The organism is Paenibacillus sp. FSL R10-2736 (assembly GCF_038000245.1).
In the GTDB taxonomy this organism is placed as follows: Bacteria; Bacillota; Bacilli; order Paenibacillales; family Paenibacillaceae; genus Paenibacillus_AQ; species Paenibacillus_AQ phytohabitans.
The window spans coordinates 1,071,896-1,088,433 of the sequence record NZ_JBBOBN010000001.1 but is presented as its reverse complement, the minus strand read 5'-3'; the positions used below and the strand labels follow the sequence as shown (position 1 = coordinate 1,088,433).

Annotated in this window: 13 protein-coding genes and 1 tRNA gene; 5 read left to right on the top strand and 9 right to left on the bottom strand. The window is 53.1% G+C overall.

The window, feature by feature from the left end:
- Positions 1–43: 43 nt before the first annotated feature.
- Positions 44–1,753 (bottom strand): ATP-dependent protease LonB, encoded by a 1,710-nt coding sequence (lonB, locus tag NSQ73_RS04780; protein ID WP_042139662.1) that lies wholly within the window; start codon positions 1,751–1,753, stop codon positions 44–46.
- A 190-nt stretch (positions 1,754–1,943) separates the two neighbouring features.
- Between lonB and NSQ73_RS04775 the strand changes: the two genes are divergently transcribed.
- From NSQ73_RS04775 to NSQ73_RS04760, 4 genes are read left to right on the top strand one after another with little or no spacing between them, the layout of a single operon-like run.
- Positions 1,944–3,407: a spore germination protein gene (locus NSQ73_RS04775; protein ID WP_340985549.1), complete on the top strand. Its 1,464-nt coding sequence runs from the start codon at positions 1,944–1,946 to the stop codon at positions 3,405–3,407.
- A gap of 39 nt (positions 3,408–3,446) precedes the next feature.
- Positions 3,447–4,655, top strand: coding sequence for a Ger(x)C family spore germination protein (locus NSQ73_RS04770; protein ID WP_340985548.1), 1,209 nt, complete (start codon positions 3,447–3,449; stop codon positions 4,653–4,655).
- Positions 4,652–4,861, top strand: coding sequence for a hypothetical protein (locus tag NSQ73_RS04765; protein ID WP_042139665.1), 210 nt, complete (start codon positions 4,652–4,654; stop codon positions 4,859–4,861). Before NSQ73_RS04770 ends, NSQ73_RS04765 begins: the two co-directional genes overlap by 4 nt.
- A 32-nt stretch (positions 4,862–4,893) precedes the next feature.
- Positions 4,894–5,991 (top strand): GerAB/ArcD/ProY family transporter, encoded by a 1,098-nt coding sequence (locus NSQ73_RS04760; protein WP_340985547.1) that lies wholly within the window; start codon positions 4,894–4,896, stop codon positions 5,989–5,991.
- A gap of 142 nt (positions 5,992–6,133) precedes the next feature.
- Here NSQ73_RS04760 and ispG read toward each other — a convergent pair whose 3' ends face one another.
- The 5 genes from ispG to NSQ73_RS04735 form a co-directional block, all read right to left on the bottom strand.
- The gene (ispG, locus tag NSQ73_RS04755; RefSeq protein WP_039296744.1) at positions 6,134–7,279 is read right to left on the bottom strand and encodes a flavodoxin-dependent (E)-4-hydroxy-3-methylbut-2-enyl-diphosphate synthase; all 1,146 of its coding nucleotides are present in this window, start codon (positions 7,277–7,279) and stop codon (positions 6,134–6,136) included.
- Positions 7,280–7,407: 128 nt separating this feature from the next.
- On the bottom strand, positions 7,408–8,664 hold the full coding sequence (gene clpX / locus NSQ73_RS04750) for an ATP-dependent protease ATP-binding subunit ClpX (protein WP_340985546.1): 1,257 nt from the start codon (positions 8,662–8,664) through the stop codon (positions 7,408–7,410).
- Between the two features lie 12 nt (positions 8,665–8,676).
- The gene (clpP, locus tag NSQ73_RS04745; protein ID WP_042139667.1) at positions 8,677–9,267 is read right to left on the bottom strand and encodes an ATP-dependent Clp endopeptidase proteolytic subunit ClpP; all 591 of its coding nucleotides are present in this window, start codon (positions 9,265–9,267) and stop codon (positions 8,677–8,679) included.
- A gap of 302 nt (positions 9,268–9,569) precedes the next feature.
- Positions 9,570–10,925, bottom strand: a complete 1,356-nt coding sequence (tig, locus tag NSQ73_RS04740; RefSeq protein WP_039296639.1) for a trigger factor — start codon at positions 10,923–10,925, stop codon at positions 9,570–9,572.
- A gap of 96 nt (positions 10,926–11,021) precedes the next feature.
- Positions 11,022–11,951, bottom strand: coding sequence for a hypothetical protein (locus NSQ73_RS04735; RefSeq protein WP_042139669.1), 930 nt, complete (start codon positions 11,949–11,951; stop codon positions 11,022–11,024).
- Between the two features lie 150 nt (positions 11,952–12,101).
- On the opposite strand from NSQ73_RS04735, the gene NSQ73_RS04730 reads away from it, so the two are divergent.
- Positions 12,102–12,175, top strand: a tRNA-Arg gene (locus NSQ73_RS04730).
- Positions 12,176–13,106: 931 nt separating this feature from the next.
- On the opposite strand, the gene NSQ73_RS04725 is transcribed toward NSQ73_RS04730, so the two are convergent.
- The 3 genes from NSQ73_RS04725 to NSQ73_RS04715 all read right to left on the bottom strand — a co-directional run bounded on the left by NSQ73_RS04725 (position 13,107) and on the right by NSQ73_RS04715 (position 16,526).
- Entirely contained in the window at positions 13,107–13,478 is a 372-nt protein-coding gene (locus NSQ73_RS04725; RefSeq protein WP_340985545.1) for a hypothetical protein, read from the bottom strand.
- Positions 13,475–14,278 carry an RQC-minor-1 family DNA-binding protein gene (locus NSQ73_RS04720; protein ID WP_340985544.1) on the bottom strand — a complete coding sequence of 268 codons (804 nt, stop codon included), beginning with the start codon at positions 14,276–14,278 and terminating at the stop codon, positions 13,475–13,477. Before NSQ73_RS04720 ends, NSQ73_RS04725 begins: the two co-directional genes overlap by 4 nt.
- Positions 14,279–14,648: 370 nt before the next feature.
- Positions 14,649–16,526, bottom strand: coding sequence for a FapA family protein (locus NSQ73_RS04715; RefSeq protein ID WP_340985543.1), 1,878 nt, complete (start codon positions 16,524–16,526; stop codon positions 14,649–14,651).
- Between the last annotated feature and the right edge of the window lie 12 nt (positions 16,527–16,538).

Below are 16,538 nucleotides of genomic sequence, written 5' to 3'. Positions count from 1 at the left end.
CCCCCAGTATATGATCTGAGGGACCTCTTCATATAGACTGCTGCTATCCCGGCAAGCTCTCCCCCGAAGCATCCGCCTTCAGCAGGGAAGGCGCCGAAGAGAAGGTCTCGCCCGACACGGCCGGCATTCTCACGTCTGCCGTATCCGCGCCGAACAGATGGCGGAAGACTTCTTCGACGGTGTCCATCGGGATGACCCGCAGGGGACCGAGGTCGGCGAACAGCGACTGCCAGTTCTCCTTAGGGATCAGCACGGTGGTTGCACCTGCCTGGAATGCGGCCTCGACCTTGGCGACCACGCCGCCGACCGGCTTCACACGGCCGTGGATGCCGATCTCCCCGGTAATCGCTACCGTGTTATCCACCGGCAGCTGCCGGATGGCGGAGACGATAGCGACCGCCATGGCTACTCCGGCGGACGGGCCGTCAATCGGCGTGCCGCCTGGGAAGTTAATGTGCAGGTCGTAGTGGTCCGGGTCCAGCTTCATCGTACGCAGTACGGTCAGCACGTTCTCGATGGAGCCTCTGGCCATACTCTTGCGCCGGGTCGTCCGTGAGCCGCCGCGCAGCTCTTCTTCATCGACTACACCTGTTATATTCAGTCTGCCTTGTCCATTAGCGGCAGGTGCGGCGGAGACTTCAATCTCCAGCAGCGTACCCATGCCCGGCCCGTAGACGGCAAGGCCGTTAACCAGCCCGATCTGCGGAGACGTCGGAATCTTGCGCTCCGTCCGCAGCGGCAGCTGGCTGCTGCCCGCGACCCATTCCACTTCGGCAGCACTCAGGGTATCCCGGCCTTCGGTCAGGGCCAATCCGGCGGCCAGCTGGATCATATTCACGGCCTCGCGGCCGTTCGTGGCATATTGCTGCACCACTTCCACCGCTTCGGGACTTGGCTTCAGTCCGACCTTCTGGACGGCATCCCGTCCGATCACCGCAATCTCCTCCGGCAGCAGCGGCCGGAAATAGATCTCCATGCAGCGCGAACGGAGCGCAGGCGAGATTTCATCCGGCGAACGTGTCGTTGCACCAACCAGCCGGAAATCGGCGGGCAGGCCGTTCTGAAAGATATCATGGATATACGCCGGCGTGTTGCTGTCTTCTGAATTATAGTACGCACTCTCCAGCAGCACCTTGCGGTCCTCCAGCACCTTCAGCAGCTTGTTCATCTGAATCGGATGCAGCTCCCCGATCTCATCCAGGAACAGAATCCCGCCATGCGCCTTGGTAACCGCTCCCGGCTTCGGCTGCGGAACTCCGGCCACCCCCATGGCCCCCGCACCCTGATAGATTGGATCATGCACCGAGCCGATGAGCGGATCGGCAATCCCGCGCTCATCGAAGCGCGCGGTAGTGGCATCGATCTCTGTGAATTTGGCATCGCGCTTGAACGGGGACAGCGCATTCTTCTTCGCTTCCTCCATGACCACACGCGCAGCGGCTGTCTTGCCTACACCAGGCGGCCCGTAGATAATAACATGCTGCGGATTGGCACTGCAGAGCGCGGCCTTAAGTGCGCGTAGCCCGTCCTTCTGTCCGACGATATCATCGATGGAGGCCGGACGTGTTTTTTCTGAGAGCGGCTTGGTCAGAGAGATCATCCGCATCTTGCGCAGCTTATCCAGCTCCTTGCGTGATTCCCGGTCTACCGCCGTCTTGTTGGTCTTCTGTCCACGCAGCAGATTCCAAAAATAAACGCCGATGACCAGCGCGAAAAAGAGCTGCACGATCATCAGCAATATACTTAGTTGCATAGCACACCCTCCTGTTTCCTTCCGTCTGCCTGTCCAGTATTTAACTACTACTAGGTAGTATAGCCGTTTCAATCATTCGTAAACGCCTGTGCCAAAAAAACAGAAGACTCCTGCACCCTTCCCGGCCCGCAGATTGCATACGATTCCCATAAACGGAAAGACTATACCGGATAACAGGAGGCGAATGCACATGACGCAGCTGGAAAATGCAGGATCGCCGCAGGAGAAGCTGCCGGAATCTCTGTCCGTTTTTATAGAGGGAATGCAAGTCCGCCTGGGCAAAAGTACAGATATCATCTACCGGTTCATCACACTTGGCCCTTTGTCCGCTGTGCTTGTATTTATTGAAGGCCTGTCTGATCCGCAGTCTCTCATTCAAGCGGTTCATGAGGATGCCGGCCTGTTCCATGAGCTGGACGATTTCACACCGGTAACCTGCCTGAAGCTGCTGCAGGAACGGACGCTTACCCTGGGCAAGGTTGGAGAGATCAGCAACTATACAGAGGCTGAAACGGAAATTCTGGCGGGCAACACGATTCTCTTCATTGAAGGCAGCGTTACGGCGCTGTCTGCCGGTACAGAGGCTCTCAAGCAGCGTGCGGTGGAGGATGCGGTCTCCCAGTCGGTAGTCCGCGGGCCCCGAGAAGGCTTCACCGAATCCCTGCGGGAGAATACCGCTCTGGTCCGCAGGCGCATCCAGAACCCGAAGCTGCGGATCGAGTCACGCAAGCTGGGGGAGCAGACCCAGACGGATGTCGCGGTGATGTACATTGAAGGTAATGCCGATCCCGTCGTACTGGAGGAGCTGCGCAGACGGCTGGATGATGCCAGGCTGGATAGCGTACTGGAGAGCAATTATATCGAGGAGATGATTCAGGACAAGCGCTACAGCCCTTTCCCGACCGTCTATAATACCGAGCGTCCGGATGTCACGGCATCGGCACTGCTGGAAGGGCGGATCGCCATTCTGGTGGAAGGGACTCCATTTGTGCTTGTGGTTCCCGCACTACTGGTGCAATTCTTTCAATCCAGTGAGGACTATTACCAGCGGAGCGATTTCGCCAGTCTGGTGCGGCTGCTGCGATTTTTTTGTTTCGCCATTGCTCTGCTGACCCCTTCCTTCTATATCGCCATCACTACTTTTCATCAGGAGATGATTCCGACCACACTGCTGATCAGCCTGATCGGCCAGCGTGAGGGGATTCCTTTTCCGGCCTTCCTTGAAGCGTTCATTATGGAGATTACCTTCGAGATACTCCGCGAGGCCGGTATCCGGCTGCCCAAATCCATCGGCCAGTCGGTGTCCATCGTCGGAACTCTGGTTATCGGTCAGGCCGCGGTCGATGCGGGGCTGGTCTCAGCAGCCATGGTCATTGTGGTGTCGATCACAGCGATCGCTAATTTCGCATTACCGGCCTTCAATGTCGGCATTTCTGTGCGGATGCTGCGTTTCGTGCTAATGGCGATTGCCGCCTCCTTCGGCCTGTACGGGATGATTATCGCGATGATTATTCTGGGCCTGCATCTGTGCAGCCTGGAATCGGTAGGCGTCCCTTACATGACCTCCTTCGCGCCTATGCGCTGGCAGAGCCAGCGGGACACCTTCATCCGCGTCTCGCGGCGCAGCATGAAGAAGTTTTTTGGACGAAACTAGAGGTTGCCTGTGAATCTATAACGAAAGGAACGCTGCCTGATGCGGGGAAGACGCGCCCTTACGATCCTCCTGATTCTAAGTCTCATGTCACTTACCGGATGCTGGAGCCGCAAAGAACTGAATGATCTCGCTCTGGTCATGGCGCTCGGCATTGATCTGGTTCCGGAGGGGTATGCGGTCACCGTCCAGGTTATGAACCCCAGCGAGGCCGGTAACCAGAAGGGCGCCTCCTCCGGAAGCCTGCCTGTCGTAACCTACAAATCCGTAGGCCGTACCGTTCCCGATGCGCTGCAGCGGATGCTGGGCATGACTCCCCGTATGCTGTATCTGGCCCATATCCGTGTGCTTGTCTTTGGGGAAGAACTGGCCCGCAGCGGGGTCAGCGATGCGCTGGACTTCATCTCACGCGACCATGATCTTCGTACCGATTTCTACCTGCTGGTAGCCAAGAACTCGAAAGCTTCGAAGATCCTGGAGATTATCACACCCTTCGAGCATATTCCGGCGAACTCCCTGTATTCTTCCATTCTCGTCTCCCATAAGAAATGGGCAGCGACCGGGAAGGTAACCCTGCAGCAGTTCATTACCGAGCTGGAGCGCGGCGGCTCAAACCCGATCATGTCGGGAGTACAGTTAAAAGGAGATCTGGAGGACGGGGAGTCCGCCAAAAATGTGCAGAGCATCAGCCCCAAAGCCCTGATCCAGCATGCCGGCATCGCCGTGTTCAAAAAAGACAAGCTGGTCGGCTGGCTGGGCGAACCGCTCAGCAAGAGTGTTAATTATACGCTGAACGATGTAGACTCAACGGTTGGAAATGTCCCCGGCCCGGATGGCGGAACCGTAGGCTTCATTGTTTACCGGGCAGACACTTCGATGGATATCAAGCTGAATGACCAGGCCAAACCCGAATTCACGGTGCAGCTGAATATAGAAGCGAATCTGACGACAGTGGAAGGAACCCTAGATCTGAACAAGCCGTCCAGCATTGAGGGCATTGAGAAGAATCTGGAGAAACGCTTCGACGACAGAATGGCCAGTGATATCCGGGAGATCCAGCAGAAATATAACTCGGATATCTTCGGCTTCGGAGAAGCGCTGCACCGCAAATATCCGAAGCTGTGGAAGGATTACCGCGACCATTGGGCGGACACCTTCAAGACCGTTAAGATTGATGTTCATTCCAAGGTGGCGGTCCGGCGCATCGGCTCGGTCATACAGCCACTTCAAAGGGAGCTTGAGGAGAAATGAACTGGAGTCTGCTGCTACTGTTCTTCCTGCTGTTTGTACTCTTCCTGAAGACACCCGGCGTTCTTAGGCTCCGTTCCGCCCGGGATACCGCTGCTTTCTATGGCATCTGGGCTCTGACTGTCATAGTTACTCTCGCAGATAAGGCGGATCTGCCCCAGCTTAGGCCGCTTGACTGGGTTCGCAGCATAATGGAGCTGCTATCCTGAATATTTTTTTGCGGAAAGGATGTGAGATAGAGGTGAAAAGCCGTACCGGTATTGCCGCGAGGCAGTTCTACATTATGACATTCGGTTTAACCATCGGCACCTCTATTCTGGTCATCCCGAGCGGACTTGCGCATACCGCCAGAGAAGATGCCTGGATCGCCTCGCTCTGCAGCCTTATGATCAACCTGGTCATGGTGGTGCTGTATCTATTCATCGCACGGCTTCACCCCGGCAAACATCTCTTTGAAATTCACGAAGCTGCCTTCGGTAAATGGCCCGGTAAAATAATCTCACTGCTGTATCTGTTCTATTTCCTCATTCTCACCGGCACTCTGCTGGGTGACCTTGGATTCTTCATGTCGAGTGAGATTATGCCGGAAACGCCGATTGAGGCCGTCCAGATTGTGTTCCTGATTGCTGCGGTTATGAGTGCCGGCATGGGGGTTGTCATACTCGCCAGATTGGGGGAGCTGCTGTTTCCCTGGGTATTATTTCTGTTCCTGATCCTAGTCCTCACGCTGATCCCCCAGATTGAATGGAATCATATCAAGCCTGTGTTGGAGGGAGGCACAGGTCCCGTTTTCCAGGCCGGTTTTCAGGCCGCCATGTTTCAGGAGCTCATTGTGATGATGACGTTCCTGCCTCTGGTCCATAAGCGAAAAAGCGGGGAGAAGGCCTTCTTGTGGGGCACTCTGACCGGCGGTATCGTGCTGCTCCTTATTGTACTGCTCAGCATTCTGGTGCTTGGCATTGAGCAGACCGAGAATAGCACCTTCCCTGCTTACGCCTTGGCCAAAACGATCAATATCGGGAACATTCTGCAGCGCGTCGAAGGATTACTGATCACCATCTGGATATTAACCTTTTTCATCAAAATTTCGCTGCTCTACCTCTCCATCCTAAAAGGTATCCAAACGGTCTTCGGGCTCAAAGCTCCACAGCATCTGATCTACCCGCTGGCCGTATTGTTCCTCATCATCGCCTGGAATACATATATCAACACCGTCTACGTCAATGACATTATCGGAACGGTATGGGGGAAATTCTCGTTCATTTTTCTCCTGCTGATCCCTATTATGATCTATGTAATCGCACTGCTGAAGAAGGCTGTTTTCCGGAAAAGAACATAAAATAACCCTAAAACATATAAATTCTTAGCTATTAAAAAGCGCCCCGCCGCAGACGTCTTATCGAACCAGACATCTGCAGCGGGGCGCTTCATGTATATAAACATAGTTGCTATTAGGATAGGATGCGATAGAATCAGTTCAGTTAATTGCTGCCCTCAGGGTTGCCAACAACTACCGCCGGAGCCAGTCCTGCATGCTTGCGGCCGGGAATCTCACCCGTTTCTTCAAAATGGGCCACAATAATGTCAATTTCCTTCTTCAGCTCGGAGACCAGCTCCGCTTCAGGAACCTTACGGATCATTTTGCCGTAGCGGAACAGCAGACCTTCCCCGCGTGCGCCGGCGATGCCGATATCGGCTTCCCTGGCTTCACCCGGTCCGTTCACTGCGCAGCCCAGTACAGATACCTTAATCGGCACCTTCAGCTTGGAGATGTACTCTTCTACTTCATTAGCGATAGAGAAGAGATCAATGTCCAGGCGTCCGCAGGTCGGGCAGGAGATCAGTGTAGCCGCGTTCGAGATCAGACCAAAGGTCTTGAGCAGCTCACGTGCCACCTTCACCTCTTCTACCGGATCAGCACTCAGCGAGATACGTACCGTGCTTCCGATCCCCATGGAGAGCAGCGCACCAATCCCGGCGGAACTCTTCACGGTTCCTGCGAACAGTGTACCGGACTCGGTAATCCCCAGATGCAGCGGGTACGGAATAACCTCCGCCGCCTTGCGGTAGGCTTCAATAGCCATCGGCACATCGGATGCCTTCAGCGACACGATAATATCATGGAAATCCAGCTCTTCAAGAATTCCGATATGGTACAGGGCACTCTCGACCATAGCTTCCGGCGTAGGATAGCCGTATTTCTCCAGCAAATGCGTCTCCAGGGAACCGGCGTTGACCCCGATACGGATAGGAATCCCTTTGTCCTTGCAGGCTTTAACTACAGCTTCTACCTTATCGCGGCGTCCAATATTGCCGGGATTGATCCGCACCTTGTCGATGCCGTTCTCAATCGCCAGCAGGGCCAGCTTATAGTTGAAATGAATATCCGCTACCAGCGGGATATGAATCTGTTTCTTGATTTCCTTAATTGCCGCCGCTGCCTCTTCATTATTGACCGTTACACGTACAAGCTGGCATCCGGCTTCCTCCAGCCGCAGAATCTCGGCTACCGTCGCTTCCACATCGGCGGTTTTGGTCGTACACATGCTTTGGATAGCAACCTCGTTGTTTCCCCCAATAATAACCCCGCCGACATTGACGGGACGGGTCTGGTGTCTCAGGAACATGGTTTTCTCCCCCATAACGATCAAAGCTCCACCCTCTCCGCTCCCGCAGGTACTGCGGGGTGTGCGGGAGAAAGTGGAGACCCTGAATTGTATTGTTAAGCTGCATTAAGCAGATGATTACTCATTGCTTACGCACTTTCTTCTTTTTTCTTGTCTTTCTTGAGACTAAGCTCCGGCAGGGACTTCTCCTGGACAACCTTCTCGGTAATGACACAATCCTTGATGTCATCACGCGAAGGAACCTCATACATCACGTCGAGCATAATGCTCTCGATGATTGCACGCAGTCCGCGGGCACCGGTGTTGCGTTTGATCGCTTCCTTGGCAATAGCTTCCAGGGCAAGCGGTTCAAACTTCAGCGCTACATTATCCATCTCAAGCAGCTTAATGTACTGCTTCACGAGCGCGTTCTTCGGCTCGGAGAGGATACGTACCAGTGTGTTCTCATCAAGCGGCTCCAAGGTCGAGATGACCGGCAGACGGCCGACAAACTCAGGAATGAGGCCGAACTTGAGCAGATCCTCAGGCAATACCATGGAGAGGTATTCGCCAGCTTTGAGATCCTTCTGGCCTTCAACCGCTGCGTTGAAGCCGATGACTTTTTTGCCGATACGGCGTTTGATCATTTGCTCCAGGCCGTCGAAAGCACCGCCTACGATAAACAGAATGTTCGTGGTATCAATCTGGATGAATTCCTGATGAGGATGCTTACGTCCGCCTTGCGGTGGAACAGAAGCCACTGTACCTTCCAGGATCTTCAGCAGAGCCTGCTGTACGCCTTCACCGGAAACGTCACGGGTAATGGACGGGTTCTCCGATTTACGTGCTACCTTGTCAATTTCGTCTATATAGATAATGCCGCGTTCGGCCTTCTCCACATCATAATCAGCCGCTTGAATCAGCTTCAGGAGGATGTTCTCAACGTCTTCACCGACATAACCCGCTTCCGTAAGGGAAGTGGCATCTGCAATGGCAAAAGGAACGTTGATGATCTTCGCCATCGTCTGCGCCAAGAGGGTCTTACCCGAGCCTGTAGGTCCGAGCAGCAGGATGTTGCTCTTCGTCAGCTCCACATCTTCAATCTTGCTCTGGCTGTTCACACGCTTGTAGTGATTGTATACGGCAACGGAGAGCGATTTCTTCGCCTGCTCCTGGCCGATTACATATTGATCCAGAATATCGCGGATTTCCTTCGGTTTCGGAATATCCTTCATATCCAGTTCTTCTTCGTGACCGAGCTCCTCTTCCACGATTTCCGTGCACAGCTCGATGCATTCGTCACATATATAAACGCCAGGTCCTGCTACCAGCTTACGAACCTGCTCTTGCGATTTGCCGCAAAAAGAACATTTCAGTTGCCCTTTTTCATCATTAAATTTAAACATCTTACCACCCCTTTAAGATATGATCGGTGAAGAGAGTACCTGGTCAATGAGCCCGTATTCCTTCGCTTCTTCCGCGCTCATGAAGTTATCGCGGTCCGTATCCCGTTCGATTTTGTCAAGGGGCTGACCTGTGCGCTCTACATAAATCTGATTCAGCTTCGCCTTCGTCTTCAGAATCCAGTCGGTATGGATCCAGATATCGGATGCCTGCCCCTGAACGCCGCCAAGCGGTTGATGAATCATAACTTCGCTGTTGGTCAGCGCAAATCTCTTGCCAGGCGCTCCAGCTGTAAGGAGCAATGATCCCATACTGGCAGCCATCCCTACACAAATCGTTGAAACATCCGGTTTGATATATTGCATCGTATCATATATACCCATGCCGGCTGTGACAGAACCACCGGGCGAGTTGAGGTACAAGTGAATGTCTTTTTCGGGGTCATCTGCTGCCAGGAACAATAACTGGGCAATAACCAGATTGGCGACATCATCGTCAATCGCACTGCTTAGGAAGATGATGCGATCCTTGAGCAATCTGGAATAGATATCGTATGAGCGTTCTCCCCGACTTGTCGTTTCCACAACCATTGGTACCAGACTCATGCCACCAACCTCTTTTCTCTATACAGATTAGTCTTTCCGTTTCAGAAATATTTTAACACGTTCAAAGCGGGATGTCATTTATTCACTGCTGCTCTTAACCGCACTGCTCATGTGCATGCCATTATATCGCAATTCCGCGGGCAATGCCAATTCTTGATTCGTGGTATGTACTCACATAACGTCCGCCCCGATAAAAATAAGGCACGTAACAAAAACTTACGTGCCTTATCTGCTCTTTATGGAGGCCTAATGGAAATGGCCGTGCTAGGTAAAATTTCTAAAGAAGACTACTCAGCAGATGACTACTCAGCGCTTGCTTCTTCTGCAGCCGCTTCTTCAACGGGCGCTTCTACAGCAGGAGCCGGAGCATCAACTTCTACGCTATTGCTAACGAGGAACTCAATAGTCTTGCGCAGCGAAATTTCGTCACTCAGGCTGCTCAGGGAACCATTGGCCGCCAGAATGCTGCGGATTTCTTCAGGAGTACGTTTGTAAGCTTCTGCCATAGTAGCAAGCTCTTGCGTAACTTCCTCTTCGGAAACTTCGATCTTCTCTTCCTTAGCGATGACTTCCAGAACAAGGTTGTTGCGAACGCGCTTCTCGGCATCGCCCTTCATCTGTTCCTGCAGGTCTTCACGTGTCTGGCCGGAGAAGCTGAGGAACATATCCATGTTCATGCCCTGCTGGCGAAGACGGGTGTCGAAATCACGAACCATGTTCTCTACTTCACTGGCGATCATAGCTTCAGGAATTTCAACTTCAGCATTAGCAGCAGCTGCATCAACTACTGCAGTTTCGCGAACGCCTTTGAGTTCTTCCTGTTTGCGGGACTCCAGCTGTGCCTTCAGATCTGCCTTGTATTCTTCCAGAGTGTCGAATTCACTTACATCCTTAGCGAATTCATCATCCAGTGCAGGAAGCTGTTTGCGTTTGATTTCGTGCAGCTTCACTTTGAATACAGCTACTTTGCCGGCAAGCTCAGCAGCATGGTAAGCCTCAGGGAAAGTAACTTCAACATCTTTGAAGTCTCCGGTGGACATGCCAACTACTTGCTCTTCGAAGCCCGGAATGAAGGAGTTGCTTCCCAGTTCGAGGGAATGACGCTCAGCCTGTCCGCCTTCGAAAGGAACGCCGTCAACGGAACCGTCGAAGTCGATCACAGTGATGTCGCCGTTAACAGCTGCTTCATCTTCAACTACAACAAGCTCAGCATGACGCTCTTGCAGACGTGTCAGTTCAGCGTCCAGCTCTTCATCAGTTACTTCAGCCTTCTGTACAGGAACTTCCAGACCTTTGTACTCGCCCAGCTTCACTTCTGGCTTAACAGTGATCTTCGCTTTGAAGATGAACGGCTGGCCTTTGGCGAATTGCTCGATGTCTACTTCAGGACGGTCTACAGGGAAGATGTCGGTTTGTTCAACTGCTTCGCCATAAGCTTCAGGAAGAAGAATGTCGATGGCATCCTGGTACAGGCTTTCCACACCAAAACGGGATTCGAAAATCGGCCGCGGCACTTTACCTTTACGGAATCCAGGTACGTTTGCTTTCTTAACCACTTTATTAAAAGCTTTGTCGAGTGCTGCAGCTACACGGTCTGCTTCTACTTCGACTTCAAGAACTCCAAGGTTCTTCTCTATTTTTTCCCAGGTTGCTTTCATAATATACTTTTCCCTCCAAAATTGGTTACATGTTTACTTAAAAAAAGTCATACAATTCACGCACAGAATAACCATTATATTATATACAACATTACTTTATTTATCAAGTAGAGAACTCTTTACAAATCCTTTGAGCGAACGGTAGGCCGCTTCGAATTGAAAGCGCATGCTGTCCGTGATCCCGTACATACTCCGTGTTTCCTCTTCATTGCGGTTTCCGTTCAGGCTCTCCGACACCATCTGGTGCAAGGCTCCGGCCCAAATATCCAGCAGTGAATACTCTCCGTCCAGCAGCTCGCGGTATTCCTTCGTTCCATAAATCGACATGATGAACTGCCCCCAGAGCTCCTGGGCAAAATAGTACAGCGTCGGCTCATGCACCTCGGCCTGCTCCGCCACCCGCTCCAGCACCTGGCTTACCTGCGGCGGGAACTCGTCATTCTGCAGCGGCACAGCCTCGATCTCCACCTCAGCGGCTTCGTGGCCGCGGCTCAGCCTGACCGCCCCCTGGGCCCCGCGGCGGCGGAGCGTCTGCAGCGTGCGGAACTGCAGCAGCGGATGCACCTCAGCCTGCTGCAGCCAGCCGGTCAGCGCTTCATCTACATGGCTTCCCTCCAGGTAGGAGAGCTGCTCCAGCGCCAGCACGGTCGCTTCGGACAGCGGCTCATTCATGACCCGCTTCAGCAGCTTATCGGGATAATCCGCATCCTCCTCCAGCTTGGATTTGGCCAGAATCCGGGCCATATCCTCTTCCTTCAGATCCTGCTCTTCTGCAGAGGGGGCATCATCTGCATCCCCGCCCTGTGCGGCGTAGGGAAACGCCGCCTCCAGCCAATCCAGCAGCGACTGCCACTCCTCGTAGTGCCGCTCTTCCTGTCCTTGGCACTGCAGCAGAAAACGCAGCAGTTCCATCGCTTCCCCGTAACGTTCACTTTCCAGCATTACCGTAAGCTGGATCTGATAATAATCCAGCGTCTTCGGGAACAGCACGATATTCTCTTTGGCAGGGGAATTGAATTGATTCATGAGGGCACCTCCTTTTCTCCGTTCCTCTTCATCCGAACCCTAATCAATTGTAGATTATAGCATATCCCCGTACGGTTTCAAAAAAACAAGTTGAAAAAATAATCTATGTATGATAACATAATTTTTGCTTGCTTTTCAGTCAGGCACCATGTCCCGGTAGCTCAGTTGGATAGAGCATGCGCCTTCTAAGCGCACGGTCGGGGGTTCGAATCCCTTCCGGGACGTCATAGAACAGCCTCCCTTCGGGGAGGCTGTTTGTGCGTCCGGAGGATGAGAACCCTTGGCGTCAGCCGGGGACGTTGGAGCATACGCTTCGTTAGCACTTGCTTCGCAATCAGCCGAATTGTGGCTGTATCCCTTCCGGGACGTCATAGAACAGCCTCCCTTCGGGGAGGCTGTTTGTGCGTCCGGAGGATGAGAACCCTTGGCGTCAGCCGGGGACGTTGGAGCATACGCTTCGTTAGCACTTGCTTCGCAATCAGCCGAATTGTGGCTGTATCCCTTCCGGGACGTCATAGAACAGCCTCCCTTCGGGGAGGCTGTTTGTGCGTCCGGAGGATGAGAACCCTCGCGCCAGCGGGGACGTTGGAGCATACGCTTCGTTAGGATCTGCTTCGCAATCAGCCGTACTTTGGCTGTATCCCTTCCGGGACGTCCGTGCCAGCACATAGCTGCATCCTTGCGGACTGGAGGGCCCTTATTTAGGCGGATCGCGCCATTCCGCAGGCCATGCGGACACAGATGCCCTTAAGTAACCCGTTTCACCTCATTTTGAGCTCCAAATTACAATATAAGCGCTTCTGAGTCCGCAACGTGCAGAAAAGCAGGTTTTTTCGCCAAATAAGGTCATCTGAGTCCGCATAATTCGGCAAGCGGCTCCACCAGCTCACGCACCTCCGCCCCCTCTACGCCATCAGTACTTTCATGCCGCTCATCCTGTCTCGCTCTCTTCTTCTAACCGCAATGTTACTCAAATCACCGCACACCCACCTCTCTCAACTTAGTTCCCATATCACTTACACCAATATTCTGCGTCTCCGGGATGATGACTACGTTCTACCAACGCGCAGCAGCATTTCTTATGCTTCTTCCCGCCGTAAGGACCAGGGTCGTTGTGGATCACTCTTCTGATCAGCAGATTTTGCCAGCTCCTCATTAGGATTCTTTCGGCTTCTTCAGCACATAGTGGGTAGCGTAGCTTGTTTCAATATTGTGATCCCCGGACTTAGAAAAGCGAAGCGGCCGCTTGTGGCCTTGGCCCCATCTCATATAAGCAGTGTAGGATGGATTCAGATCAAGCTCCCGCGCTTTCCCGCGAAGTAATGACATGATATAGCTGAATTGAGCCAGGTTACCGTGAAGCGCCCGTTCCAAATAAGGAACTCTACCGAAGCGCCATTCTTCTACCAGCTTAGGGGTAATGGTCCCGAGCCTTAAGAATACATCCAGCGGACTGACAACGCCCTTCTCCGAAATGAGATCATCGACTATTCCGTGTACTTTCTTGCGCAGCTCCAGCCTATTCATACCGATTGTTCCTCCTGCTGCCTGCAATAAGAACATTTCTCAGGAAAATGAAGCCCATCCGCCTTGTAACAGCCCAACAAGAGCTCATCAAAAGCAAACGGGTCCCCGCATTCCTTACATACCAGTATGACCGGCTTGCGCGAACGTACGAGCAGTGTTTGTGCACGTTCCCGCAGCAGCGAATGCCACTGCATCTCCTCCAGCTGGTCACGCCCATTCAGGGCTTCGATCACCTGCCGGATTTCGGCTTGCACCTTGCTGAAGTCAATGGGTTCCCACTGCTGCAAATACGGTATGTATTTCCTATCACCTGAACATAGGATTTTAAACAAGAACATAAAGATCATGCCGCGGTTTCGTTCCTTCAAATACTCCATGCTGACCGGCGTAACCCCGTTAGCCAGCCACTGATCCCATTCCCGCAAAAATTCTTCCGCCCGACGTTCCCGTTCAACCGCCCAGCCGCGCGGAGTGAACAAGATCATCGGGAGCTTGCCGGAGTACTCGGTTCGCAGATAATCGGCATCAATTAATTCATCCACTTTCTCCACAATCTGCTCAAGCGTGATGTCACGGTAAAATCCATAGGAGGGATTGCGGTCCAGACCGAGCTCAAGCAGCTTTTTCTCCTTCGAGCCCTTCAGGATCTTGGACAGCAGTGTGCGTCCACCTTCGGCAATAATATCATCGGCTGCCCGCAGAATCGCATGCATCTCCGGAAGCGGCAGCGTTACATTCATATGACTTTTGGGCGAATCCTTCCGTTTCGGCTCTTTACGGCTTGTCTTCCGATTACCCAAATGGTCCTGCCTCCTTATCAATTTACTCATGCCTTATCATCAAGTTGCAGCAATTTTCCACATAAGATTATAGCATATCTAGACAAGTGAATCGTTACGATCCGGCAGCCTCCATGCGGACTGGAAAGCCCTTATTTAGGCGGATCACGCCATTCCGCATATATCCTGGAATGCTCTATTTCCTCGCGTACAGTCTACAGCGCCCCTCTTCGTCTTCACCTTATTCCTCACCGCTTCTCCTATCTTGCCTGTTTCTCCCTGCGCCTGCATCATCCTGCCGCTCACCTTCACTTCGCCCCTATTTCTCACTGCAACATAAACAAAGAGCGCCCACGCAGCCACAAGGCATACAGGACGCTCTTATATTACACTACCCTCTCCCGGACTCTGCAGCCAGCTTCATGCTCCGCAGACTCTCGGCGTTGAAGACCAGGTTCTCCACCGGCTCGGTGATGTCTGCGGTATAGCGGTCAATGGTGACTTTGCCCAGGTACATTTTGCGGACGGAGATGCTTTGTTTGGCCTTGAGGTAGGATTGTGCGCCGCTCTCCCCGCCGACATAAAAGGCAGAAATGCTGCCCCCGGCCTCCAGCTTGGAGCCGCGGCAGACGGAGAATGTTTTGAGAAACGTAATATTGCCCGAAGAGAACAGCTCACTCTGCACGATCCCGTCCCGGTGGATGATGATGTCGCCGTTGGATTTCAGCGTGCTGTTCTGGCATTTGCCGATGTTAACCTCGACCTTAGTCTCCTGCATCCGGGCCACACCCATATGCAGCTCCTCCAGCATGCCGATCACTCCGCTGAGCGAAGCTTCACTCATATAATCCACCAGTTGGGCCGGCTTCAGGAACAGATTCAGGAAATGCAGTGTCTGCTCCAGATCCTGATGGTAAGAGGCCTGAACCGTTGCCAGCACCGAGAGCAGCTCCTTGATCAGCTGCGGGATCTTCTGGAACTTGCTCTCCAGCAGCAGCAGCACAGCCTGTCCGTACTTCACGCTCTGCTTCCGCCCCTGGACGGCCTGGACCAGCATCCGGACCGCGGTCTGGAGGATCTTGGTCTCTTCAATCAGCAGCTTGGAGCAGTTGTAGATCCGGTTGTACATCACGCCGAAATACCCGGAGTACAGATTGCTGTTCACTACATTGCCTTTGACGAGAATACTGCCGGTGGCTGTGATGGTGGAGTTATAGATGCTGCCGGCAACATAGACGTTACCCAGCGACTCAATGATCATATTGTCCTCGACATCGCCCCGTATAATGACATCGCCGGAGAATACTATATTGCCGGATTTAATGTTCACATTGCCGGGTACGATGTAGGACGTGCAGATGTCGAAATATTTGATCCGGTCACCGGTTACCCGGGGCCGGCCTTCACGCAAAGCGCGGATTTCATTGCCGATCAGCAGGACTGTATTATTTTTGGCGAGAATCGTAAGGTCTGCAGGCGGCGGGGGATATAGAATCTCTCCATATACGTCATAGCCGGGAATCCCCTCGATAACCGGAATTTTGCGCGCCAGCACTTCACCGCGGATCGCGGAAGGAATACGCAGATGGCTGCGGTAATCCACCTGGCCTTCAATCTCGTTGAATTCATTCTCAATCGTCTCGGAGAAAAACAGTTCAAGATACGCATTCTCCCCCGGTACAGCCGCCCTGCCCTGGGCAGCGGTAATTGGCTGATAAGTGGGATTCTGGAGTTCAGCATGAATTCCGGAGATATTCAGGTTCTGAATGATTCCCCGGCGCTCAAAGTCGGCAATAATCTGGTTCAGGCCCAGAATTCCGACAACATTCTCCGTATTCATCACGGCATCTACTTCCACCATACCGGCGGATAAATGATCATTCAGCTTCCAGGAGAATTTCTTCGTGGAATGGAGGGTGAAAAAAGCCAGCAGACGATCCTCCGACACGGTAATCGAATACAGCGGCGGCTCCGAGATTTCCCACTCTATAGTATCCTCCGTAGTCACCTCGGCCGGGCCGGAAACCGGCTCGCCGTTGACATATAGATTAACCGGAAGAACTCCCATAATCACTGCGGGCGAACCGCCGGGCAGCGGGTCCTGTACGAAGATTTTGTCAGCCCGGACCAGCACCCGCCCCCCGTGGTCATGATCCGGGTCATCAGATACCATAAATGAAATATCAAACTCGATATCACCGTCAGCTTGCGACAGCTCCAGCATATTAATCAGCTTATTCAGTTCCTGCTCGGACATACGGTCAGGCATTCGGTATACCCC

Bases quoted from the DNA above. Each gene is read 5' to 3' on its own strand.
- lonB (WP_042139662.1), bottom strand. From the start codon at position 1,753: ATGCAACTAAGTATATTGCTGATGATCGTGCAGCTCTTTTTCGCGCTG.
- NSQ73_RS04775 (WP_340985549.1), top strand. From the start codon at position 1,944: ATGACGCAGCTGGAAAATGCAGGATCGCCGCAGGAGAAGCTGCCGGAA.
- NSQ73_RS04770 (WP_340985548.1), top strand. From the start codon at position 3,447: ATGCGGGGAAGACGCGCCCTTACGATCCTCCTGATTCTAAGTCTCATG.
- NSQ73_RS04765 (WP_042139665.1), top strand. From the start codon at position 4,652: ATGAACTGGAGTCTGCTGCTACTGTTCTTCCTGCTGTTTGTACTCTTC.
- ispG (WP_039296744.1), bottom strand. From the start codon at position 7,279: ATGTTCCTGAGACACCAGACCCGTCCCGTCAATGTCGGCGGGGTTATT.
- clpX (WP_340985546.1), bottom strand. From the start codon at position 8,664: ATGTTTAAATTTAATGATGAAAAAGGGCAACTGAAATGTTCTTTTTGC.
- clpP (WP_042139667.1), bottom strand. From the start codon at position 9,267: ATGAGTCTGGTACCAATGGTTGTGGAAACGACAAGTCGGGGAGAACGC.
- tig (WP_039296639.1), bottom strand. From the start codon at position 10,925: ATGAAAGCAACCTGGGAAAAAATAGAGAAGAACCTTGGAGTTCTTGAA.
- NSQ73_RS04735 (WP_042139669.1), bottom strand. From the start codon at position 11,951: ATGAATCAATTCAATTCCCCTGCCAAAGAGAATATCGTGCTGTTCCCG.
- NSQ73_RS04725 (WP_340985545.1), bottom strand. From the start codon at position 13,478: ATGAATAGGCTGGAGCTGCGCAAGAAAGTACACGGAATAGTCGATGAT.
- NSQ73_RS04715 (WP_340985543.1), bottom strand. From the start codon at position 16,526: ATGCCTGACCGTATGTCCGAGCAGGAACTGAATAAGCTGATTAATATG.